We start from the raw sequence: 23,208 nt of genomic DNA on the forward strand, positions 1-23,208 counted from the left end.
CCGCGTTGGGATGTCTGCTTGCGTCGTCAACGGTAGGGCGGGACCGGCCGTGCGGTGCTTGTCCGAGGTGGAGCAGTGCGAATCCGCGGTGCGCCGGTTTGGCACAGGAGGGGCCGCTGTTTCGGCACAGGACGGGCCGCCGGTTCGGCACAGGAGGGGCCGCTGTTTCGGCACAGGACGGGCCGCCGGTTCGGCACAGGAGGCGCTACGACTGCTCCGTGGAGGTCGCCTTCAGCGCCAGCCACAGCTCCATGCGCACGTCCGGGTCGTCCAGCGAGCGCCCGAGGATCTCCTCGACCCGCCGCATCCGGTACCGCAAGGTGTGCCGGTGCACGCCGAGGTCGGCGGCGGCCGCGTCCCACTGGCCGTGGCGGGACAGCCAGGCCCGCAGCGAGGCCACCAGGTCGCCGCGTCCGGTCGCGTCGTGCTCGTACAGCGCCCGCAGCAGCCCGTCGGCGAAGGCCCGGACCGCGTCGTCGGCCAGCAGCGGCAGCACCGATCCCGACGCCAGCTGCTCGTGCTCGACGAGCACCCGCCCGCGCCGGCGCGCCACCGACAGCGCCTGCTCGGCCTGCTTGTAGGCGGCGGCCGCGGCGATCGGCCCGGCGGGCGCGGACAGGCCCACGACCAGCTCGTCCTCGTCGGTCCCGGCCGGCTGCTCCGGCACGGCCGCGGCCCGCGCCGCCTCCAGCGCGACGGCGTACTCCCCGCACGCGGCGACCGCCGCGCCGCCGTCCGCGGCCAGCACCACCAGCCGCTCGCCCTCGGGTACCACCAGCACCGCCTCGCCGGAGCGCGCGGCGGCCGCCTCCACCACGTCGGCGAGGCCCTCGAGCGGGTCGCCGCCGGCACCGGCGGCGGCGGGCACGCGGGCCGCCGACGGCTTGGCGGGCTGCACGCGCGCGTGCCCGTCGGCGTGCGCCCGTGCGGCGGACGCGGAGGCCGACTCGGCGACGATCATCCGGAAGGGCGCGTCCAGCAGTCCGCCGTACAGGTCCCCGGCGACGGCCCGGGCGTGGTCGGGCTGCCCGGCGAGCAGCATCCGCAGCACGGCGGCGCCGACGCGCTGCTCGGCGGCGTGCAGCGAGCGCGAGCGTTCGGTGGTGAGGGTCAGCAGGGCGATCGCGGAGTGGACGGCGTACCGCTCGGCGGTGCCGAGGGCGGCGGCGGTGCCCACGGCGAGCGCGGCGCGCGGCCGGCGGCCGGTGCCGATGGAGTGCAGCTCGACCCGGTCGTCGGTCTCGGGCCCGCCGACCACGGCGGAGGCGGGCGCGGGCCGGTCCCGCAGCCGTTCGACGTCCGCGGTGAGCCGGGCGGCCCTGCGGCCCGCCCACTCGGGTGCGGTGGCGACCACGGCACCGGAGGCGTCGTAGAGCGCCGCCCAGCCGTCGACCTGGGAGGCGAGCGCGGACAGCAGTCCCTCGGGGCCGGCGCCGAGCGCCTGCCTGGTCAGCTCCCGCTGGGCGGCGAAGCCCGCGGTGACCGCGCGGTACTGGTCGGCGGCGATGGCGGCCGACACGGCCTTGCTGATGGCCAGGAAGGGGGTGCGCCGGGGCACCTCGAGCAGCGGCAGGCCCTCCTCCTCGGCCGCGTCGACGAGGGCCTTGGGCACCTCCTCGTAATTGACCCCGACGGCGAAGCCGAGCCCGACCACGCCCGCCTCGGCCAGCCGCTTGACGTAGCGGCGCATGGCCTCGGGGTCCTCCGCGTCCAGCTTGAGCGCGGTGACCAGCAGCAGCTCCCCGCCCTCCATGTACGGCACGGGGTCGGCGAGCTCGCTGACGTGCGCCCACCGGACGGGCACGTCGAGGCGGTCCTCGCCCGCGCGCACGGTCAGCTTGAGCGCGGAGTGGTGGACGAGCGAGGCGAGCGTCGGGGGCATGGTGCCTTCAGGTCTGCGGAGGTCTGATGATCGTTGTGATCTTTTGGCCGCCGCGTATGAACGGCCTGTGGTGATTCTGCCTCACTGTACGGTCACCCGGGGACCGCGCGCCCGCTTGCCGGGGATTCAGCCCCTCAGGTCCACCAGCAGCGGCGGGGCGTGCTCGCCGTCCACCGTGGTCAGCGACAGCACCGCGTGCCCCGGCGGGACCTCGTGCGCCAGCTGGGAGGCGGACCAGCGGTCCCGTTCGACCTGCTTGGTCGTCACGGCGTCGGTGGTCACGGCCCGTCCGGTGACGAGCTTGCGCAGGGCGTGGATCGCGCGGGTCATCGGCTGGTCGGCGAAGACGGTGTGCTTGGCCACCTCCTTGGTCTCCACCCATTCGGTGCCCCAGGCGTGCGCGAACCGGCTGCCGTCCCAGGTGGTGACCCCCGACAGCGCCATACGGCAGCCGACGGCGCCCAGCAGCGGGCCGTGCAGCGCCTCCGGCACGTCCGCCATCGAGCGCAGCGCGAGGACGACCCCCGCCTTCTGCGAGCGCAGCCGCTGGATCCGGCGGACGGACTCCGGGGTGACGGCGCCGGTGGCGTCGTCGAGGACCAGGCAGGCGAAGTGGGGGCGCCGGGTGTCCCGTACGACGGTGTGGAACTGGGCCAGGATCAGCCGGGTGATCACCCGGCACGCCTCCTCGTGCCCCCGCTCGGGCAGGTCGACGCGCACCCGCAGCGGGTGGTGGGCGACGGCCCGCAGCGAGAAGGGGCGGCTGCCGGAGCCGCCGGCGCCGAAGAAGTCGGCGAACACCGGACGGTCGAGCAGGGCCAGCCGGCCGGCCAGGGCGGGGCCCGGGTCGGCGGCGCCGCCGGCCTGCCGCATCCGCGCGTCGAGCTCGCGGCGCATCGCGGCGTGCTCGCCGGCGTCCAGGGCCGCCCGCAGCGCGGCCAGCGCGCCCGGGTCGCCCTCCAGCAGCTCACGCAGCACCGGCAGCGCCGGGAAGTGCCCGTGCACCGCCCGGTACGGGCCGAGAAGCTGGGCCAGCGCGGTGGCGGCGCCCTGGGCGCCGACGGTGTCGAGGTCCCCGGCCAGGGCCTCGGCGAGGACGGCGGCGGCCTCGTCGGGGTCGTCGGATCCGGCGTAGGGGTCCAGGTCGTGCACGGAGCCGGGGTCGCCGACGCGGACCACCACGTCGTACGACGGGTCCGGGCCGAGCCGTGATCCGGCCGCGGAGACCGCGACCAGCGCGCACCGGCCGGTCAGCGCCTGGAGGGCGAGCGCCTCGGCGACCGGCTGGGTGACGTGCCGGGTCTTGCCGGAGCCGGGCGGGCCGACCAGGAGCAGCGAGGTGCCGAGGGTGTCGGGGCCGACGGCCGCGCCCGCGTCGTGGTAGGCGCGCGGGGTCCGCTCCCCGGGCACCCAGCGCCCGATGCGCACCTGCCCCTCCAGCAGGTCGTGGCGCGCGGCGCGGCGGGGCAGGTCGCGGTCGCCGGAGGGGTGGGTCCAGGCGGCGCCGCCCTCCCGCAGGACGGTGCCGGTGAAGGCGGCCGGACGCGCCTCGCGCAGGGCCGCGGTCCAGGCCCGCCCGACCCGGGCGCAGTCCACGTCGTTCATCCGGCCGGCCGCCACCTCGGCGGTGAGCAGGTCGGCCGCCTCGTACTGGCCCGCGTGCCGCAGTGCGGGCCACTGCGAGCGGGGCAGGCCGGCGGGCGGCGGGGCGGCCGGGCCGGCGGCGGCGCGCCGGCGGGCGGCGGCGCGCCGGCGGGCGGCGAGTTCCCCGGCGTACGCCCGCCAGCCGCCGACCCGGGCGAACGGCCAGACCACGAGGGCGGTGACGACCGCGTACAGGGCGTCGGTGAACAGCTGGGAGGCGAACAGGCCGTAGCCGCCGGACACCAGGGCGACCAGCGAGAACACCGGATCGACGACGGGCAGCGGGTCCCAGCCCGCGCCGGGGAAGGCGTCGGGGAAGACCAGGCTGAGCGCGCCGAGCGCGCACACGGCCGCGAGCACGGCCCGGGCGGGCTGCGGGCGGCGGCCCACGAAGTGCCGTACCACCTCCGGCCAGCTGCCCAGGTGCCCGACGGCGTAGACGAGCACGGCGAAGAACACGCCGTCGTAGACCACCGCGGCCTCGCGGCCCTGCCAGCCCTTGGCGGAGACGGTGCCGCCCCACCACCAGTCCTCCGGGGTGAACAGCTTCAGCGGGGCCCACTGGTACGGCAGCGCGCCCTGCCGCCACAGCGACCACACGAGCAGCGCGAGGACCAGCGGGATCAGCAGGCCGACCACGGTGATCGGGGGCAGCCGCTCGGGGGACCGCGCGCTCCTGGGCGGGCGGTGGCCCAGGCGCCAGATGCCGGGTCCGGCGGCCGGGCGGGGGGCGTCCAGCCACTCGGCGACGGCCGCGCGCGGCGCGGGCGGCGCGGGGGCCTGCGCGGCCCGCTCCACGGACGGCGCGGTCCCGTGCGGCGCGCCCGGCGGACGCTCGGGCACCGGCGGCGTCGCGGGGGCCTCCCGCGGCTTCGCCGGGCGCGGCACCGGGTTGGCGTGCCGTGGCTGCGCGCCCCGGGCTTCCTGCGTCCCGTCGTCCATCGCCCTTGCCCCCTGACCAGCCGTTCCGTCCACCATCAGCGAGTCAATCTAACGCCCGGACAAGGGGAGTTCACCGTTTGCCGGGTCAAGCCGCGCGGCGGCGTCCCGTCGCACGTCCCGCCGCACGTCCCGTCGCACGGCGCGCGCCCCTGTCCGCCCGCCCGTGTCCCTCTCGTGTCCCTCTCTATATCCACCACGGACAACGGCGACCCACGACAGCGCCCACATGGAGCATGCCGACACCCCGTCCGCCGCCCTAACCTGCGAAGAAAGAAGGAAAGCGTCCGAAAAACGCCCCCCGTGTGCGTGGAACGCCCTCGACCGCACGACCCGAAAGATCTCATCAGGGAGCCCCCCCATGACCGCACTTGAGCAGGAGCGCCGCGTCGTCACCGCCATCCCCGGCCCGAAGTCGCAGGAGCTTCAGGCCCGCCGTCTCGCCGCGGTCGCGCAGGGCGTGGGCTCGACGCTGCCCGTCTTCGTGACCCGCGCCGGCGGGGGCATCGTCGAGGACGTCGACGGCAACCGCATCATCGACTTCGGCTCCGGCATCGCCGTGACCTCGGTCGGCGCGTCCGCCGAGGCCGTCGTGCGCCGCGCCTCCGCGCAGCTCGCCGACTTCACCCACACCTGTTTCATGGTCACGCCGTACGAGGGGTACGTCGCCGTCGCCGAGGCGCTGGCCGAGCTCACCCCCGGTGACCACGCCAAGAAGTCCGCCCTGTTCAACAGCGGCGCCGAGGCGGTGGAGAACGCGGTCAAGATCGCCCGCGCCTACACCAAGCGGCAGGCGGTCGTCGTCTTCGACCACGGCTACCACGGCCGTACGAACCTCACCATGGCGCTGACCGCCAAGAACATGCCGTACAAGCACGGCTTCGGCCCGTTCGCCCCCGAGGTCTACCGGGTCCCGGTCGCCTACGGCTACCGCTGGCCGACCGGCCCGGAGAACGCGGGCCCCGAGGCCGCCGCGGCCGCCATCGACCAGATCACCAAGCAGGTCGGCGCGGACAACGTGGCCGCGATCGTCATCGAGCCGGTGCTCGGCGAGGGCGGCTTCATCGAGCCCGCCAAGGGCTTCCTGCCCGCGATCCGGCAGTTCGCCGCGGACAACGGCATCGTCTTCGTCGCCGACGAGATCCAGTCCGGCTTCTGCCGCACCGGCCAGTGGTTCGCCTGCGAGGACGAGGGCATCGTCCCGGACCTGATCACCACCGCCAAGGGCATCGCCGGCGGTCTGCCGCTGGCCGCGGTGACCGGCCGGGCCGAGATCATGGACGCCGCGCACGCGGGCGGCCTCGGCGGCACCTACGGCGGCAACCCGGTGGCCTGCGCGGCCGCGCTCGGCGCGATCGAGACGATGAAGGAGCTCGACCTCAACGCCAGGGCGAAGAACATCGAGGCGGTCATGAAGTCCCGCCTGGCCGCCATGGCCGAGAAGTTCGACATCATCGGCGAGGTCCGGGGCCGCGGCGCCATGATCGCCATCGAGCTGGTCAAGGACCGCGGGACCAAGGAGCCGAACCCGGAGGCGGCCGGCGCACTCGCCAAGGCCTGCCACGCCGAGGGCCTGCTGGTCCTGACCTGTGGCACCTACGGCAACGTCCTGCGCTTCCTGCCCCCGCTGGTGATCGGCGAGGACCTCCTCACCGAGGGACTGGACATCATCGAGCAGGCGTTCGCGCGCATCTGAGCGGCGATTACGCCCATCGGGCGACGCTGCGGCAGACCGTGTGAAGAAGGTGTGCGGGGTGCGCGACAGCGGGCCGTTCCCGCTGTCGCGGGCCCCCTCGCTGCCGTAGCTTCTACGGCAGATGAGAGATACACCCGCCCACAGGGGACTGTGGGCGGCATCAGGCCGTCGCCTCCCCAGCTTCGACCTGGTCCGTGCCTCGCGCACACAACCGGAGCCCCCGGGTTCCGGGTCTCCTCACCGATCGGACGGTCGCCCGCCCCAGACCCCCCGGGGCGCGCGGCGATCCGGTCAGGACGGTCGACGTCGATGGGACGACCGCCCCCCGAAGGGCCGGCGCACACCCCCCTTGCGCCGGCCCTTCGGCGTGCGCGGGTCCGCGCCCGCCAGGGGTGCGCGGGTCCGCGCCGCCGGGCGGGCCGGATTTGCGAAGCTGGATGCCGTGCCGACCTCCCGTGAGCAGGACCTCCAGCGCGTGCCCGCCGAGCCGGACGCGGCGTCCGCCGCCGGCGCCGGACGGACGGGGTCCCGTCTCGTGCCGCCCCTGCTCGTGTCCCTGACGGCCGGGCTGCCGGCCCTGCTCTTCGCGCTGATCACCTGGCAGGTCGTGGCCGGCGGCCCCCTGCTCGGCGCGGACCGGGACGCCAGCCGCGCGCTGCTGCACCCCGACCGCGCCTCCGAACTGCTCGCCGATCTCGGCAATGCGCAGGTGGCGCTGCCGGTCATGGTGGCCGTCCTCGGGTACGCGGCCCTGCGCGGCCGTGCCACAGGCGTGGACCGGTGGTGGCTGCCGCCGCTCGTGGCGGCCGGGGCGATGGCCGTGCTCCCGGCGTTCGTCGTGCCGCTGAAGGTGTGGACCGCGCGGCACGGAACGGCCGTGATGCCGCCCGGGACCGGGTACTACCCGTCGGGCCACACGGCCACCGCCGCCGTCGCCTACGGTTCCGCGGCGCTCGTCCTGCTTCCCCTGCTGCTGACGGCCCTCGCCCGGCGGCTGGTGGCCGCCGGCTGCCTCGCCCTCGTGCTCGGGGTGTCCTTCGGCCTGGTACGGCGCGGCTACCACTGGCCGCTGGACGTCGTGGCGAGCTGGTGCCTGTGCACGGTGCTGCTCACGCCGCTCCTCCTCCTGCGGCACCACCCGCGCCACGGGCGCCGGCGCGGGTACTGGCGCGGCTTCCGGCGCGGGGCCCGGCCGCAGTAGGCGCCTACCCGTCGCCCGCGCCGACACGGGCCGCCCCTGCACCTCGGTCGCGCGCCCGACCGGGGCGGAGGGGCGGGGAACCCGGCCGGGGCGCGGGTTCGGGAAACCCGGCCGCGGCGCAAGCGGAGACCCCGGCCGCCGCGCAGGCTCGGAGACCCCGGCCGCGGCGCAAGCGGAGACCCCGGCCGCCGCGCAGGCTCGGAAAACCCGGCCGCGGCGCAAGCGGAGACCCCGGCCGCCGCGCAGGCTCGGAAAACCCGGCCCGGGCACAGACGGAAACCCGCCCGCCCCACAAGCCCGGAAAACCCGGCCGCCGCGCAAGGCCGGAAAACCCGGCCGCGGCGCAGGGGTGGGACGGCGTTCGCCGGGGCGCCGGGCGCCGGGAGGCCGGTGCGGGCAGTTGTGGGGAGCCGGCGCGTCAGCGGTCCCCCTCCACGGCCAGGCGTGCCGCCGCCTCGTGCAGGGCCAGCTCCAGCAGCGCCGGGTCGGTGAGGGTGCCGGTGCCGTCGGGCGGGACCAGCCAGCGCACCGGGCCGGACGTGCGCTCCGGGTGCGGTACGACGATCCAGGTGCCCGCCCCGACGCCGCGGATCCCGGTGCCCAGCCAGCGGGCGGCGGTGCCCGGCGGCACCAGGAAGCCCATGCCCCCGTCCCCGAAGCCGGCCAGCACCGGGCCGAGCCGGTCCAGGGCGCGGGTCAGCACGTCGAGGGTGGGAAGCCCGAGCCGCCACGGCAGGATGAGCACGTCCCAGACCCGGCCGGCGGGCAGCAGGGCGACGCCCCGCGGCTCGCGTTCCCACTGCCGGCGGCAGGCCCCGGGGTCGGGTGCGGCGGATGCCAGCCACGTGACCGCCGGCCTCGTTCCAGTCCCGGTCATGCGAAGACCTCCCTTCGTCCGGACGCGGGTGCGCGTCACAGAAAGGAGGGAGGTCCCCGCCGGGCATTACGCGGGTCGCGGCCGCCCGTCGGGGCGAACCGGTGCACGCCGGTCCGCCCCGTGCGCCGGCGCACGCCCGGCGGTCAGCTGTCGAAACCCAGTCCGAGCCGGTCCATCGTGCGCAGCCACAGGTTGCGCCGGCCCTCGTGCGCGTCCGCCCGGGCCAGCGACCACTTGGTGAGCGCGATGCCGGTCCAGGCGAACGGCTCGGGCGGGAACGGCAGCGGCTTGCTGCGGACCATCTCCAGCTCGGTCCGCTCGGTGCGCTCCCCCGCCAGCAGGTCGAGCATCACCTCGGCCCCGAAGCGGGTCGCGCCCACGCCCAGGCCGGTGTACCCGGCCGCGTACGCCACCCTGCCCCGGTGGGCGGTGCCGAAGAACGCGGAGAAGCGCGAGCAGGTGTCGATCGCCCCGCCCCAGGCGTGGGTGAAGCGGACGCCCTCCAGCTGCGGGAAGCAGGTGAGGAAGTGCTCGGCGAGCCGGGCGTACGTCCGGGGGCGGTCGTCGTACTCGGCGCGCACCCGGCCGCCGAAGGGGTAGACCGCGTCGTAGCCGCCCCACAGGATCCGGTTGTCCGCGGACAGACGGAAGTAGTGGAACTGGTTGGCGCAGTCGCCGAGGCCCTGGCGGTCCTTCCAGCCGACGGACGCCAGCTGCTCGGCGGTGAGCGGCTCGGTCATCAGGGCGTAGTCGTAGACCGGGACGGTGTACGGGCGCGTCCGCCGCACCAGGCTGGGAAAGACGTTGGTGCCCAGCGCGACCCGGCGGGCGCGGACACGGCCGTAGGGGGTGCGTACGGCCATGCCGGCGCCGTCGGGCCGCAGGCTCAGCGCGGGCGTGTGCTCGTACACGCGCACGCCGAGCCGCAGGCAGGCGCGTTTGAGGCCCCAGGCCAGCCTGGCCGGGTTGACCAGGGCGACGCCCCGGCGGTCGAGGAGCCCGGCCTCGAAGGTGGGCGAGGCGACCTGCTCGCGCACGGCGTCCCGGTCGAGGAGCTCCAGGCCCTCGGCCAGGCCGCGCCGTTCCAGCCGCGCGTACCACTCGCCCAGCTGCCGGGCCTGGTACGGCGCGGTGGCGACGTCGATCTCCCCGGTGCGCTCGAAATCGCAGTCGATCCCGTGCCGGGCGACCGTCTCCTCGATGGCGTCGAGGTTGCGGGCGCCCAGCTTCTCCAGCGCGCGGATCTCCCGCGGCCAGCGGGTGAGACCGTTGGCCAGGCCGTGGGTCAGGGAGGCGGCGCAGAAGCCGCCGTTGCGGCCGGAGGCGGCCCAGCCCGCCTCGCGGCCCTCCACCAGCACGACGTCGGTGGCGGGGTCGCGCTCCTTGGCGATCAGCGCGGTCCACAGACCGCTGTAGCCGCCGCCGACGACCAGCAGGTCGCAGGTCTCGGCCCCGGTGAGCGCGGGTTCGGGGCGCGGCCGTCCGGGGTCGTCCAGCCAGTACGCGACCGGCTGGGCCCCGGAGAGGGATGCGAGGGCTTGCTTCGAGTAGTCGTCTCCGCTCATGGCGCCTGGGGCCATGATGTCAACTCCCCACGGTGTGTCGTGCCGGCTGTGCCGGCTGTGCCGGTTATGCCTTCTGCCGGGACCGCCGGTTGGTGACGATCATCGACACCAGGACGAACAGCACGGCGACGAGGAACATGGTCGTGCCGATGACGTTGATCTGGACGGGCGTGCCGCGCTGCGCCGAGCCCCAGACGAACATCGGGAAGGTGACGGTCGAGCCGGCGTTGAAGTTGGTGATGATGAAGTCGTCGAAGGAGAGCGCGAAGGACAGCAGCGCGCCGGCCGCGATGCCCGGAGCCGCGATGGGCAGGGTGACCCGCAGGAAGGTCTGCGCGGGCGAGGCGTACAGGTCGCGCGCGGCCTCCTCCAGCCGCGGGTCCATCGACATCACGCGCGCCTTGACGGCGACGACCACGAAGCTCAGGCAGAACATGATGTGCGCGATGAGGATGGTCCAGAAGCCCAGCTGCGCGCCCATGTTGAGGAACAGGGTGAGCAGCGAGGCCGCCATGACGACCTCGGGCATGGCCATCGGCAGGAAGATCAGCGAGTTCACGGCGGCCCGCGCGCGGAAGCGGTAGCGGACCAGCGCGAAGGCGATCATGGTGCCGAGCAGGGTGGCGCCGACCGTCGCCCACAGGGCGATCTGCAGGCTGATGCCCAGCGAGCCGCACATGTCCGCGACGCCGCAGGGGTCCCTCCAGGCGTCGGTGGAGAACTGCTGCCACTCGTAGTTGAAGCGTCCCTTCGGCTTGTTGAAGGAGAACACCGTGACGATGACGTTCGGCAGCAGCAGATAGCCGAGGGTCAGCAGTCCCGCGATGACGACGAGATGGCGCTTGAGCCAGTTGACGAAGGGCATTTAGACCAGATCCTCCGTCCCGGACTTGCGGATGTAGATCGTGACCATGAGCAGGATCGCGGCCATGAGGATGAAGGACAGCGCCGCGGCGGTCGGGTAGTCCAGGATCCGCAGGAACTGCGTCTGGATGACGTTGCCGATCATGCGGGTGTCGGTGGAGCCGAGCAGTTCGGAGTTGACGTAGTCGCCGGACGCCGGGATGAAGGTCAGCAGCGTGCCGGAGACCACGCCCGGCATCGACAGCGGGAAGGTGACCTTGCGGAAGGTCGTCCAGGGCCGTGCGTACAGGTCGCCCGCCGCCTCGTGCAGCCGTCCGTCGATGCGCTCCAGCGAGGTGTACAGCGGCAGGATCATGAACGGCAGGAAGTTGTACGTCAGACCGCACACCACCGCCAGCGGGGTGGCGAGCACCCGGTCGCCGGCGGTCCAGCCCAGCCAGCTCGTCACGTCCAGGACGTGCAGCGCGTTGAGGGCGCCGACGACCGGGCCGCTGTCGGCGAGGATCGTCTTCCAGGCCAGGGTGCGGATCAGGAAGCTGGTGAAGAACGGCGCGATCACCAGGATCATGATCAGGTTGCGCCAGCGGCCCGCGCGGAAGGCGATGAGGTAGGCGAGCGGGTAGCCGAGCAGCAGGCACAGGATCGTCGCGGAGGCCGCGTACAGCACCGAACGCAGGAACTGCGGCCAGTAGTCGGCCAGCGCGTGCCAGTAGGTCGCGAAGTGCCAGGTGACCTTGTAGCCCTGTTCCAGGGAGCCGGTCTGCACCGACGTGGAGGCCTGGTAGATCATCGGCAGCGCGAAGAAGACCACCAGCCAGAGCATGCCGGGCAGCAGCAGCCAGTACGGCGTGAGCCGGCGGCGTCTGGGCGCGGGCTTCTTGCCGGGCGGGGCCGGCGCCAGCGGCGGCGGCGCCTCGGTGAGTGCGGCCATCAGGCGGCCACCCCCTCGTCCGACTCCACGCTCTCCACTCCGGCGTCGATGTCCTGGGCGGCGTCCAGGCCGAAGGTGTGCGAGGGGTTCCAGTGCAGGACGACCTCGGCGCCGGGCACCAGGCGCGGGTCGCGGTCGATGTTCTGGGCGTAGACCTCGAACTCGGGACAGACGGGGCTGTCGATCACGTACTGGGTGGAGACGCCGATGAAGCTGGAGTCGGCGATCCGTCCGGTGATGCGGTTGCGGCCCTCGGGGATCGAGCCGGCCTCGTCGGCGTGGGTGAGGCTGATCTTCTCCGGGCGGATGCCGACCAGCACCTTGCCGCCGGCCGTGGCCGGGGCGGAGCACCGCGCGCCGGGCAGGGTGAGCTTGCCGCCGCCCGCCTTGAGGACGATGTCGTCGCCGCTGCGGGTGTCGACCTCGGCCTCGATCAGGTTGGAGGTGCCGAGGAAGTTGGCGACGAACGTGGTCTGCGGGTTCTCGTAGAGGTCGGTGGGCGAGCCGAGCTGCTCGACGCGGCCGGCGTTCATCACGGCGACCGTGTCGGCCATGGTCATGGCCTCCTCCTGGTCGTGGGTGACGTGGATGAAGGTGATGCCGACCTCGGTCTGGATGCGCTTGAGCTCCAGCTGCATCTGGCGGCGCAGCTTCAGGTCCAGGGCGCCCAGCGGCTCGTCCAGCAGCAGCACCTTGGGGTGGTTGATCAGCGCGCGGGCGACCGCGACGCGCTGCTGCTGGCCGCCGGAGAGCTGGTGCGGCTTCTTGCGGGCCTGCTCGCCGAGCTGCACCAGCTCCAGCATCTCCTCGACCTGCTTCTTCACGCTCTTGATGCCGCGCCGGCGCAGGCCGAAGGCGACGTTCTCGAAGATGTCCAGGTGCGGGAAGAGGGCGTAGGACTGGAAGACGGTGTTCACCGGCCGTTTGTAGGGCGGCAGGTGCGTCACGTCCTGGTCGCCGAGGTGGACGGTGCCCACGCTCGGCTCCTCCAGGCCGGCGATCATGCGCAGTGTGGTGGTCTTGCCGCAGCCGGAGGCGCCGAGCAGGGCGAAGAAGGAGCCCTGCGGAACGGTGAGGTCCAGCGGGTGGACGGCGGTGAAGCTGCCGTAGGTCTTGCTGATTCCGGAGAGGCGGACGTCGCCGCTGTTGTCCGTGGTCGTCATCTCGTCACGCCCCTGTGAGCTTCGCGAACTTCTCTTCATAGGCCGCTTCTTCCTTCTCGCTGAGCGCGCGGAAGGCGTGCGACTTGGCGGCCGTGGCCTTGTCGGGCAGGATCAGCGGGTTGTCCGCCGCCGACTTGTCGATCTTCGTCAGATAGGGCCTCACACCGTCGACCGGGGACACGTAGTTGACGTACGCGGCGAGCGCGGCGGCCTGGTCGGGCCGGTAGTAGAAGTCGATGAGCCGCTCGGCGTTCTCCTTGTGCCGCGCCTTGTTGGGGATCAGCATGTTGTCGGTCGACGTCATGTAGCCGCTGTCGGGCAGGATGTAGCCGACGTCCGGGCTGTCCGCCTGGAGCTGGACGATGTCACCGCCCCAGGCCACACAGGCGGCGATGTCGCCCTTGGTGAGGTCGGAGGTGTAGTCGTTGCCGGTGAAGCGGCGTATCTGCCCCTTGTCGACGGCCTTCTGCAGCCGGGCCATGACGCGGTCGTAGTCGTCCGGGGTGAACCGGGCCGGGTCGATGCCCATGTCGAGCATGGTCATGCCGACGCTGTCCCGCATCTCCGACAGGAAGCCGACCCGCCCCTTGAGCCTGGGGTTGTCCAGCAGGTCGGAGACCGACTTGACCTCGATCCCGTCCAGCGCCTTCTTGTTGAACGCGATGACCGTGGAGATGCCCTGCCAGGGGTAGGAGTACGCGCGTCCCGGGTCCCAGTCCGGGGAGCGGAACTGCGGGGAGAGGTTGGCGTAGGCGTGCGGCAGGTTCGCCGGGTCCAGCTTCTGGACCCAGCCCAGGCGGATCACCCGCGCGGCCAGCCAGTCGGTGAGGACGATCAGGTCGCGGCCGGTGTCCTGGCCGGCGGCGAGCTGCGGCTTGATCTTGCCGAAGAACTCGTTGTTGTCGTTGATGTCCTCGGTGTACTTGACCCGGACGCCGGTCCGCCGGGTGAACGCCTCCAGGGTGGGGCGGTGCTTGCCGCTGTCGTCGACGTCGATGTACTCGGGCCAGTTGGAGAAGTTCACCACCTTCTCCTGGGCCGAGTGGTCCTCGGCGGAGGTGCCGCCCTGTGTCTTGCCCGCGGCGGGGATCCCGCAGGCGCTCAGCGTCCCCAGGCCGCCGAGCGCGAGCGCGCCGCCCGCGGAGGCGCGCAGCAGTGAACGGCGGGTGAGGGAGGCCCGGCCGTTGCTCAGGCTGCGCCGTAGGGCGGCCGCTCGGGCCGCGGACAGGCGGTCGGGCTGGTACTGCTCCATGCGCGTGTTGCCCTTTCGGAGGGATTCGGCCTGGTCGGGCCGGTGGTGGCTATCGGTCCCCGAAGATGGTGCGGTGCCAGTCCTTGCGGGCCACCGCCGTGTTGTCGAACATGACGTGTTTGATCTGGGTGTACTCCTCGAACGAGTACGAGGACATGTCCTTGCCGAAACCGGAGGACTTGTAGCCGCCGTGCGGCATCTCACTGATGATCGGAATGTGGTCGTTGATCCACACGCATCCCGCCTTGATCTCCCGGGTGGCGCGGTTGGCCCGGTAGACGTTCCCGGTCCAGGCCGAGGCGGCCAGTCCGTACGGTGTGTCGTTGGCCAGCCGGATGCCCTCATCATCACCGTCGAACGGGAGAACGACCAACACCGGGCCGAAGATCTCCGACTGGACGATCTCGCTGTCCTGCGCCGCGTCCGCGATCAGGGTGGGGCGGTAGTAGGCGCCGTCCTTCAAGTCTCCCTGGGGAGCCTCGCCGCCGGTGACCACGCGGGCGTAGGCGCGGGCCCGGTCGACGAAGCCGGCCACCCGGTCGCGCTGGGCGTGCGAGACCAGCGGGCCGAGGTCGGTGCCGGGGGCGAAGGGGTCGCCCAGCCGGACGGTCTCCATCAGGGCGGCCGTGCGCTCGACGAACGCCTCGTACAGCGGGCGCTGCACATACGCGCGCGTGGCGGCCGTGCAGTCCTGCCCGGTGTTGATGAGGGCGCCCGCGACGGCGCCGTGCACCGCGGCCTCCAGGTCGGCGTCCTCGAAGACGACGAAGGGTGCCTTGCCGCCCAGTTCCAGGTGCAGTCGCTTGACGGTGGCGGTGGCGATCTCCGCCACCCGCCGGCCGACGGCCGTGGAGCCGGTGAAGGAGGTCATGGCCACGTCGGGGTGGCCGACGAGGTGCTCGCCGGCCACCCGGCCGGTGCCGGTGACGACGTTGACGACGCCGTCCGGGATGCCGGCGTCGGTGGCGGCCCGCGCGAACATCAGCGAGGTCAGCGGGGTCAGCTCGGCGGGCTTCAGCACGATGGTGTTGCCCGCGGCGATCGCCGGGAGGATCTTCCAGGCGGCCATCTGCAGCGGGTAGTTCCACGGCGCGATGGAGCCGACGACGCCGATGGGCTCGCGGCGGACGTACGAGGTGTGGTCGCCGGAGTACTCACCGGCCGACTGGCCCTGCAGATGCCGGGCGGCGCCGGCGAAGAACGCCGTGTTGTCGATGGTGCCGGGCACGTCGAACTCACGGGACAGCTTCAGCGGCTTGCCGCACTGGAGGGACTCGGCGCGGGCGAAGTCCTCCGCGCGGTCCGCGAGCACGGCGGCGAAACGGTGCAGCGCGTCGGAGCGCTCGCCCGGCGTGGCGCCGGCCCACTCGGGGAAGGCCCGGCGCGCGGCGGCGACCGCGGCGTCCACGTCGTCGGCGCCGGCCAGGTCGTAGGCGCACACCTGCGCGCCGGTGGCCGGGTCGACGACCGCGTGCGTGCGGCCCGAGGTGCCCTTGGCCGGACGGCCCGCGATGTACTGCGCGCCGTCCCTGAGACATTCCTGTGCCGGAAATCGGTCCGGGGTGGCGGTGCCCGGGTTGTGCATGTCGCTCTCCTCCGCCGTCGCCCGGCTCCGGCCGGGGAGGCTGGCGTAGCTCCAGCTCGATTTGAGTGCCGATCCTGACAGAGCCATGGGGCTCCAACAAGTGATTCCGTTGTTGCCTTTTGGTTACGCGACGGAATCTGTCGACCAGGTGTCGAGTCGGCGCGTAAAAGGCAGGACGGAGTGTCAGTGGTGCGTGCCACACTCGCGTGCATGGGGAGAATCGATTCGCGGGAAGCCCTGATCAGGGAGGTCCGCGCGGGGACGAGAGTCGGGTATCTGCACTTCTGGGGGCATCGTCCGCGGCCGGACGGCCGGGTGGGGGCGAGCTGCCTGAGTCAGTGGTGGCCGTCGCCCTTCACGGCCGACGGGGAGACCTACGCGACCGCGGAGCACTGGATGATGGCCGGCAAGGCGCGGCTGTTCGGCGACGCGGAGGCGGAGCGGCGGGTGCTGGCCGCGGGGCATCCGGCCGAGGCCAAGAAGGCGGGGCGGCTGGTGCGCGGCTTCGACGAGAGCATATGGGCGCGCGAGCGGTTCGGGATCGTGGTGGCCGGCAGCGTGCACAAGTTCGCGGCCCACCCGGAGCTGCGCGCGTTCCTGCTGGCCACGGGTGACCGGGTGCTGGTGGAGGCCAGCCCGGTGGACCGTGTGTGGGGCATCGGGCTCGCCGCGCACGACGAGGCGGCGGCCGACCCCGAGCGCTGGCGCGGGCCGAACCTGCTCGGCTTCGCGCTGATGGAGGCCCGCGAGCGGCTGCGGGCCGCGGCGTAGTCCCGGCCCCGGCCGGAAAAGGAGCGGGGCCGGCCGCCGGGGCCGGCCCCTGGGGCCCTGTGTCGTCGGGCCGGTGGCGGGTCAGAAGGTGCCCGCGGCGCTCATGAAGCTGGCGAAGATCAGCAGGCCCAGCAGCGGCAGCACCACGGTGGCGATGATCCCGCAGACCAGGCCGGCGGTCGCGGCGCCCTTGTTGGTGGCCTCGCCGCGGTTGGCCTTGCCGCGTCCGATGGCGCCGAAGATGATCCCGAGGATGCCGAGGACGACTCCGAAGAACCACAGGATGAAGGTCAGGCTGCAGACCACGCCGATGATGCCGAGCACCATGCCGGTGGTGCCCAGGCCGTTGCTGGGCTGCGGGGCCATGCCGTAGCCGGGGGTCTGCGGGTAGGCGGGCGGCGCGGCCGGGTAGCCGTAACCCGGGTGGGACTGCTGCGGGTAGCCGTAGCCGGGCGCGGGCTGCTGCGGCGGCTGGGACGGCGGCCCGAATCCACCGGGGCCGGGCTGGGTGTCGGACATGGTGTGGTCTCCCCTCCGTTGACAACCAGGCATCGTAGTGGGCCTGTTGGCCGCCGCAGGCCCGCCGGCCGGGACTGTCGCACGCACGGGGCGGGACCGGCGGCGGGCGGACCGCTGCGCGGGCGGGCGCCGTCCTCAGCGGGCGGGCGTCGTCCTCAGCGGGCGGCGGTGGCCGTCGCCGACGGCGGCAGGGCGCCGTAGTAGGGGTCTTCGCGGTCCTCGTGATCGATGGCCGTCGTGATGCCGATGACGACCAGGACGATCACCGCGATGCCGAGGAAGATGCCGATGATGCCGGTGATCAGGCCGGCCTGGGCCTGGCCGTGGTTGGTGGCCTCGCCCCGCTCGGCCCGCCGGCGGCCCTTGACGCCGAAGACCACGGCGAGGATGCCGAGCACGACCGACACCACGCCGTACAGGCAGAACAGGCAGCAGGACAGGATGCCGAGCACCATGGCGGCGATGCCCATCCCGTTCTGCGGGACCATCGGCAGGCCGGGCCAGCCGTAGGCCGGGTAGCCGGCGGGTCCGGCCGGGCCCGGGTAGCCGGGCGGCACCGGCTGTCCCGGATACCCGTACCCGCCGGGGGCGGCCGGGCCGGTGGGGGCGACGGGAGGCGGCGGCACGGGCGAGGTGCCGCCGGGCGCGTCATGGACGGGCGGAGCGAAATCCGCGGCCGGCATCGAGGCCATCGTCGCCTGGTCGTGCAGGGACGGCGAGGCGGCCGGCGGCTGCGCGTACGGCGGGTACTGCGCGGGGTGCGGCGCGGCCTGCGGCTGCGGCGGCACGGGCGGGTTCTTCTCCAGCGAGGGCCCGCTCCCCGGCGGCGCCCACGGGTTGTCCCCGCCTCCGGCGCCCCCGCCCGCCTGCGTACCGTCCGTCATGTCCTCGCGTCCCCCTCGGTCGATCGTCCCGTCATGCTACGGCCCGCCGCTCCGCCCCGGTCCCCCCGGCCCGGACTCCACGCGGTCCCGCCGCGGTCCCCGCCGCCGTGCCGCCGCGGTCCCCCGCCGCCCTGCCGTGCAGCCACCCCCCGGGGCAGGCGGCGCCGCACCCCGCGCCCCCGCCTACGATGGGCCTGCTCATCGATCAGCCGATCACCCGCGCCGCGCCCCGGGGCCGACGGCGCCGTTCCCGGGGAGGGACACCTTGACCGACCAGCGCGCACCCCGCGATCCGCACGCCTTCATCGCCGGACTGCCCAAGGCCGAACTGCACGTGCACCACGTCGGCTCCGCCTCCCCCCGCATCGTCTCCGAACTGGCCGCCCGCCACCCCGACTCCAGGGTGCCCACCGACCCCGAGGCCCTGGCCGACTACTTCACCTTCACGGACTTCGCCCACTTCATCGAGGTGTACCTGTCCGTCGTCGACCTGATCCGCACCCCGGAGGACGTCCGCCTGCTGACGTACGAGGTGGCCCGGGACATGGCCCGCCAGCAGGTGCGCTACGCCGAGCTGACCATCACCCCGTTCTCCTCCACCCGCCGCGGCATCGACGAGCGGGCCTTCATGGACGCCATCGAGGACGCCCGCAAGGCGGCCGAGTCGGAGTTCGGGACCGTGCTGCGCTGGTGCTTCGACATCCCCGGCGAGGCCGGGCTCGAGTCGGCCGAGGAGACGGCCCGGCTCGCCACCGACGACCGGCTGCGCCCCGAGGGACTGGTGTCGTTCGGGCTCGGCGGCCCCGAGATCGGCGTACCGAGGCCGCAGTTCAAGCCGTACTTCGACCGCGCGATCGCCGCCGGGCTGCACTCGGTGCCGCACGCCGGCGAGACCACCGGGCCGGAGACGGTCTGGGACGCGCTGACCGAGCTGCGCGCCGAGCGCATCGGCCACGGCACCAGTTCCGCCGGCGACCCGAAGCTGCTGGCGCACCTCGCCGAGCACCGGATCCCGCTGGAGGTCTGCCCCACCTCCAACATCGCCACCCGCGCCGTCCGCACCCTCGACGAGCACCCGGTCAGGGAGTTCGCCCGCGCCGGGGTGCTGGTCACGATCAACTCCGACGACCCGCCGATGTTCGGCACCGACCTCAACAACGAGTACGCGGTGGCCGCCCGCCTCCTGGACCTGGACGAGCGGGGCATCGCCGAGCTGGCCAAGAACGCGGTGCGCGCCTCCTTCCTCGACGAGGCCGGCAAGGCGAGGATCGCCGACGAGATCGACGCCTACACCGAGACCTGGCTCGCCCCCTGACACCGGCCCGCTCCCGGCGCCGGGACGCGGCCGGGACACAATGGGGCGCATGCAGACCGTGACCGCCGTGGCACACCGCGGCGACCCCTACCGCTTCCGGGAGAACACCGTCGACTCACTGCGCTCCGCGCTCGGCCGGGGCGCGGACGCGGTCGAGATCGACGTACGCCTGACCCGCGACGGCGTGCCGGTGCTGCTGCACGACGAGACGCTGAAGCGGCTGTGGGGCCACGACCGGCCGCTGCGCTCACTGACCGCGCGGCAGCTGGAGGAGCTCACGCGGGGCGGGGTGCCGACGCTGGCAGAGGCGCTCGCCGCGACGGACGGCAGCCGGGTGATGGTGGACCTGCCCGGCGATCCGGGCCCGGCGGCCGTGCGGCGGATCATCGGCGTGATCGGCGAGTGCGGTGCCCGTGAGCGCGTGTACTACTGCGCGGGCGCGGAGACGATGCTCGCGGTCCGCGCGGCGGACCCCTCCGCCGAGATCGCCCTGACCTGGACGACGCTCGCGCCGCCGCGGGCGGGGCTGCTGGCCGCCGTCCGCCCCCGGTGGCTGAACTACCGCTTCGGGCTGGTGGACCGCGCCCTCGCGGCCCGCGTCCACCGCGGCGGCCACCTGCTGTCGGTGTGGACCCCGGACACCCGCCGCTCCCTGCGCCGCCTGCTGGACCTCGGCGTCGACTCGGTCACGACCAACCGCGTCGACCTGCTGCACGCGCTGCGCGGGCGCTGAGCGCGGGCCGGACACCGCAGGGTCCGCCCCGGACTCCGGCCCGTAGGGGGCTCACCCGTACAAGTCCCTTACGCGATACGACAGTTGGTCAGGGTGCGCTCGGGGGCGACCGCCCTCCTCGGCGACGATCCGCGCGGCGCCGCGCACGCCGAGGATGATCCGCGACAGCCTTCGAACATCCTCCGGGAGCAGCCGATGCGCGCTCGCACCACCGCCCTGACCGCAGCCTCACTCGTCCTGGCCCTGGCCGGCGGACCGCTCGCCGTACCCGCGCTCGCCGCACCGGCCTCCTCCTCACCGGCGCCGCCGGGCACGGCCCGGGGCAAGGCGGCGGGGCCCGACGCCGAGGCGCTGTCCGCCGCGATCGCCGGACTGCCCGACGACGACGCCACGGCCGCGCTGATCCGCGTCGGCGGGAACGGGAGGTGGCGGGGGACGGCCGGGGTGAGGGACGTGCGGACCGGGGCGCCCGCGCTGGAGGACGCCCGGTTCCGGGCCGGTTCGGTGACGAAGGTGGTCACGGCGGCGATGGTGCTGCAGCTGGCCGCGGAGGGCCGTATCAGCCTGGACGGCACGGTGCAGCGCTATCTGCCGGGGCTGCTCACCGACGACTTCGCTCCCGTCACCGTGCGGCAGTTGCTGAACTGCACCAGTGGCCTGCAGCCGGGCTCCTCCCTCGGCGAGAGTGCCGAGGAGGGGTACCCGCACCGGTTCGAGACGCTCACACCGCGTGCGGTGGTGGCGGCCGCGGTCGCCAAGGGGCCCGGCTACACGCCGGGGACACGGCAGACGTACGGCAACATCCACTACACCGTGCTCGGCATGCTGATCGAGAAGGTGACCGGCGACTCCTACGCCCACCAGGCCCAGGTGCGGGTCCTGCGGCCGCTGGGCATGCGGCACACCTCGTTCCCGCAGGGCGCCGACCCCTTCATCCACGGCCCGCACAACCGGGGCTACGACTGGATCGGCGGCGAGCTGGTCGACGTGACCGACTGGAACGTGTCCGACCGGTGGGCGGCCGGTGACATGATCTCGACGACCGCCGACCTCGAGCGGCTTCTGGTGGCGCTGTTCCGCGGCCGGCTGGTGCCCGCACCGCAGTTGCGGGAGATGTTCACGCTGCCCGACGTGCCCGGGGCCCGGTACGCCGCCGGGCTGGAGCGGTTCGAGCTGGGCGGCCGGGTGATCTGGGGCAAGACCGGCTCCCGCCCGGGCTACGCCACGGTCGTCGCCGCGACCCGGGACCTGTCGCGCACCCTGGTCTACAGCGTCAACTCCACCGACGCCAAGGGCGACGGCGGGCCCACCGCCGAGCGCTTCGGCTATCCGGCGTTCAACCGCTGACGCCACGGGGTTCGGCCGCGGCCGCACACCGGTCGGGCGACCGGCCGTGACCGCGCACCGGTCAGGCGACCGGCCGTGGCCACGCGCCCGTGGCGACCGGCCGTGGCCGTGCGCCGGTCAGGCGACCGGCCGTGGCGCGCGCCGGTCAGGCGGTGGACGCACCCGGCCGTGGCCGCCCGCCGCCGGTCAGGCGGCGGGCCACCACGTGCGAGGCCGCCGTCGCCGCCACAGCGACACCCAGGCCGACGGCCACGTCCCGGGCGCGCGCCGGGCGCAGGGCGCCCGCCCGCCGCAGCCGGCCGCGCGCCCAGAGGGTGAACGGGACGACCACGACCGCCGAGGTGGCCGACCCCGGGGTGTACCCGCGGACCGCCGCGGCCTGGGCCAGGTGGACCAGGCCGTGCAGACCGAAGGCGTTCAGCGCGGCCTGGTAGGCGGCCGAGCGGCCGCCGGTGAGCTGCCCGGCGGCGGACGCGGACGCGACGATCGCCCCCATCACCGCGACCGCCGCGGCGAACTCCCGCCCGCCGGCCGACGCGGTGCGCCGCCACACGGCCTCGGGCACGGCGGGGAACCGCTCCCGCAGCCGGGGGGTGTTCCGCCGCAGCCACCCCGGGAGGGCGGCCAGTTCCTCCGCGTCGTGCAGGGCCCAGGCCGCCGCCAGGCCGAGGGTGACCCGCGGGCCCACTCGCCCGCCGCCCGGAGGGCCGGAGTCTTCGCGTGTGTCCATCACGGCCCCGAGTCTGCCAGCTAGAGGCCCACGATCCGGTTCCAGCGGCGGGCGAACTCCCCGCGTTCGGCGGAGGTGATGTCCCGGGCGATGGCGAGGCGGCGGCGCATCGCGGAGTCGGGGAAGATCAGGGGGTTCTCCGCGAGGGCGGCGGTCTCCTTGTCCTCGGCGTCGGCGAGGACCGCCCGGGCCGCGGGGACCGGGCAGACGTAGTTGACCCAGGCGGCGAGTTCGGCGGCCACCTCGGGGTCGTAGTAGTAGTCGATCAGCCGCTCGGCGTTGGCCTTGTGGCGGGCCCGGTTCGGGATCATCAGGGAGTCCGCCCACAGTTCGGCGCCCTCCTCGGGTACGACGAAGCGGATGCCGGGGTTGTCGGCCTGGAGCTGGATGACGTCGCCCGAGTACGCCTGGCAGGCCAGGACGTCGCCGGTGACCAGGTCCTTGGTGTAGTCGTTGCCGGTGAAGCGGCGGATCTGGCCGCGCCGCACCTGATCCTCCACCTGGTCGCACACTCGGTGGAAGTCGTCCGCCTTCCAGGTGCGGATGTCGACGCCGTTGCCCTGCATGAGCAGCGCGAACGCCTCGTCCATGCCCGACAGCAGGGTGACGCGGCCCTTGAGGTCGCTCGCCCAGAGGTCAAAGACGCCGCGGATCTCACGGCCGAGCCTGCGGCGGTCGTAGGCGATGCCGGTGATGCCGCACTGCCAGGGCACCGTGAACCTCCGGCCGGGGTCGAAGGCGGGCGAGCGCAGCAGCGGGTCGAGGTTGCGTGCCACCTGGGGCCGGCGTGAGCGGTCCATCTCCTGCACCCAGCCCAGGCGGACGAAGCGGGCGCACATCCAGTCGCTCATGACGATCAGGTCGCGCCCGGGTCGCTGGTGGTTCATCAGAGCGGGGCTGATCTTGCCGAAGAACTCGTCGTTGTCGTTGATCTCCTCGACGTAGTCGACGGCGATGCCCGTGCGCCTGCGGAACGCCTCGAGGGTGGGGCGGCGGTTGGGGGCGTCGTCGTCCGTGTCGATGTACAGGGGCCAGTTCGCCCACGTGAGCCGCTTTTCGGTGGCGGAGGCGTCAGGGGCGGAGCGGTCTTCGGGGCGTACGTAGGCGGCGGGGACCCCGCAGCCGGCCAGGACGCCGAGCGCGGCGGTGCCGCCGAGCGCGCGCAGCAGGGAACGCCGGGTCGGCGAGGACGGGTGCGGAGTCCTGTGCATGGGGGCAGCATGCCGCCGGGCTCACCGCACGGGCAATCGACGCCGCGTCGAACCCGCCCGGCCGCACCCGACACCCTGCCGACCCGCCCGCCCCGCAAA

At 73.9% G+C, this 23,208-nt stretch carries 18 protein-coding genes and 1 pseudogene; 6 read left to right on the forward strand and 13 right to left on the reverse strand.

Going from position 1 to position 23,208, the window contains the following annotated elements; translation table 11 throughout:
- Positions 1-205: 205 nt before the first annotated feature.
- On the reverse strand, positions 206-1,882 hold the full coding sequence (locus ACI2LW_RS18500; RefSeq protein WP_404732262.1) for a PucR family transcriptional regulator: 1,677 nt from the start codon (positions 1,880-1,882) through the stop codon (positions 206-208).
- Between the two features lie 126 nt (positions 1,883-2,008).
- Positions 2,009-4,468, reverse strand: a complete 2,460-nt coding sequence (locus ACI2LW_RS18505; protein ID WP_404732263.1) for an ATP/GTP-binding protein — start codon at positions 4,466-4,468, stop codon at positions 2,009-2,011.
- A 358-nt stretch (positions 4,469-4,826) separates the two neighbouring features.
- On the opposite strand from ACI2LW_RS18505, the gene gabT reads away from it, so the two are divergent.
- Entirely contained in the window at positions 4,827-6,161 is a 1,335-nt protein-coding gene (gabT, locus tag ACI2LW_RS18510; protein ID WP_404732264.1) for a 4-aminobutyrate--2-oxoglutarate transaminase, read from the forward strand.
- Positions 6,162-6,603: 442 nt separating this feature from the next.
- Positions 6,604-7,362, forward strand: coding sequence for a phosphatase PAP2 family protein (locus ACI2LW_RS18515; RefSeq protein WP_404732265.1), 759 nt, complete (start codon positions 6,604-6,606; stop codon positions 7,360-7,362).
- A 418-nt stretch (positions 7,363-7,780) separates the two neighbouring features.
- On the opposite strand, the gene ACI2LW_RS18520 is transcribed toward ACI2LW_RS18515, so the two are convergent.
- From ACI2LW_RS18520 to ACI2LW_RS18550, 7 genes are all read right to left on the reverse strand, one after another.
- Positions 7,781-8,239, reverse strand: coding sequence for a hypothetical protein (locus tag ACI2LW_RS18520; RefSeq protein WP_404732266.1), 459 nt, complete (start codon positions 8,237-8,239; stop codon positions 7,781-7,783).
- 143 nt (positions 8,240-8,382) lie between these two features.
- Positions 8,383-9,819: an NAD(P)/FAD-dependent oxidoreductase gene (locus ACI2LW_RS18525; RefSeq protein ID WP_404732267.1), complete on the reverse strand. Its 1,437-nt coding sequence runs from the start codon at positions 9,817-9,819 to the stop codon at positions 8,383-8,385.
- A 49-nt stretch (positions 9,820-9,868) separates the two neighbouring features.
- The gene (locus tag ACI2LW_RS18530; protein ID WP_404732268.1) at positions 9,869-10,669 is read right to left on the reverse strand and encodes an ABC transporter permease; all 801 of its coding nucleotides are present in this window, start codon (positions 10,667-10,669) and stop codon (positions 9,869-9,871) included.
- Positions 10,670-11,599: an ABC transporter permease gene (locus tag ACI2LW_RS18535; protein ID WP_404732269.1), complete on the reverse strand. Its 930-nt coding sequence runs from the start codon at positions 11,597-11,599 to the stop codon at positions 10,670-10,672.
- A complete protein-coding gene (locus ACI2LW_RS18540) occupies positions 11,599-12,762 on the reverse strand; it encodes an ABC transporter ATP-binding protein (protein ID WP_404732270.1) in 1,164 nt (387 codons plus the stop codon). The genes ACI2LW_RS18535 and ACI2LW_RS18540 overlap by 1 nt, the downstream gene beginning before the upstream one ends.
- Before the next feature lie 4 nt (positions 12,763-12,766).
- Positions 12,767-14,014, reverse strand: coding sequence for a spermidine/putrescine ABC transporter substrate-binding protein (locus tag ACI2LW_RS18545; protein ID WP_404732271.1), 1,248 nt, complete (start codon positions 14,012-14,014; stop codon positions 12,767-12,769).
- A gap of 49 nt (positions 14,015-14,063) precedes the next feature.
- A complete protein-coding gene (locus tag ACI2LW_RS18550) occupies positions 14,064-15,599 on the reverse strand; it encodes a gamma-aminobutyraldehyde dehydrogenase (protein WP_404732328.1) in 1,536 nt (511 codons plus the stop codon).
- Positions 15,600-15,809: 210 nt separating this feature from the next.
- Here ACI2LW_RS18550 and ACI2LW_RS18555 point away from each other — a divergent pair, with 210 nt between their 5' ends.
- A complete protein-coding gene (locus ACI2LW_RS18555) occupies positions 15,810-16,370 on the forward strand; it encodes an NADAR family protein (protein ID WP_404732272.1) in 561 nt (186 codons plus the stop codon).
- An 81-nt stretch (positions 16,371-16,451) separates the two neighbouring features.
- Here ACI2LW_RS18555 and ACI2LW_RS18560 read toward each other — a convergent pair whose 3' ends face one another.
- The gene (locus ACI2LW_RS18560) at positions 16,452-16,889 is read right to left on the reverse strand and encodes a DUF4190 domain-containing protein (protein ID WP_404732273.1); all 438 of its coding nucleotides are present in this window, start codon (positions 16,887-16,889) and stop codon (positions 16,452-16,454) included.
- A gap of 155 nt (positions 16,890-17,044) precedes the next feature.
- Positions 17,045-17,773: a DUF4190 domain-containing protein gene (locus ACI2LW_RS18565; RefSeq protein WP_404732274.1), complete on the reverse strand. Its 729-nt coding sequence runs from the start codon at positions 17,771-17,773 to the stop codon at positions 17,045-17,047.
- Positions 17,774-17,909: 136 nt separating this feature from the next.
- On the opposite strand from ACI2LW_RS18565, the pseudogene ACI2LW_RS18570 reads away from it, so the two are divergent.
- The 3 genes and pseudogenes from ACI2LW_RS18570 (at position 17,910) to ACI2LW_RS18580 (ending at position 21,168) form a co-directional block, all read left to right on the forward strand.
- Positions 17,910-19,088, forward strand: a pseudogene (locus tag ACI2LW_RS18570) (adenosine deaminase).
- Between the two features lie 49 nt (positions 19,089-19,137).
- Positions 19,138-19,821, forward strand: a complete 684-nt coding sequence (locus tag ACI2LW_RS18575) for a glycerophosphodiester phosphodiesterase (RefSeq protein WP_404732275.1) — start codon at positions 19,138-19,140, stop codon at positions 19,819-19,821.
- A gap of 195 nt (positions 19,822-20,016) precedes the next feature.
- Positions 20,017-21,168 (forward strand): serine hydrolase domain-containing protein, encoded by a 1,152-nt coding sequence (locus tag ACI2LW_RS18580; RefSeq protein ID WP_404732276.1) that lies wholly within the window; start codon positions 20,017-20,019, stop codon positions 21,166-21,168.
- A gap of 145 nt (positions 21,169-21,313) precedes the next feature.
- Here the strand turns inward: ACI2LW_RS18580 and ACI2LW_RS18585 are convergent, their stop codons facing one another.
- Positions 21,314-21,898 (reverse strand): HXXEE domain-containing protein, encoded by a 585-nt coding sequence (locus ACI2LW_RS18585; RefSeq protein WP_404732277.1) that lies wholly within the window; start codon positions 21,896-21,898, stop codon positions 21,314-21,316.
- A gap of 20 nt (positions 21,899-21,918) precedes the next feature.
- The gene (locus tag ACI2LW_RS18590; protein ID WP_404732278.1) at positions 21,919-23,109 is read right to left on the reverse strand and encodes a spermidine/putrescine ABC transporter substrate-binding protein; all 1,191 of its coding nucleotides are present in this window, start codon (positions 23,107-23,109) and stop codon (positions 21,919-21,921) included.
- Between the last annotated feature and the right edge of the window lie 99 nt (positions 23,110-23,208).

Source organism: Streptomyces sp. NPDC004065 (assembly GCF_044903565.1).
Taxonomy (GTDB): Bacteria; Actinomycetota; Actinomycetes; order Streptomycetales; family Streptomycetaceae; genus Streptomyces.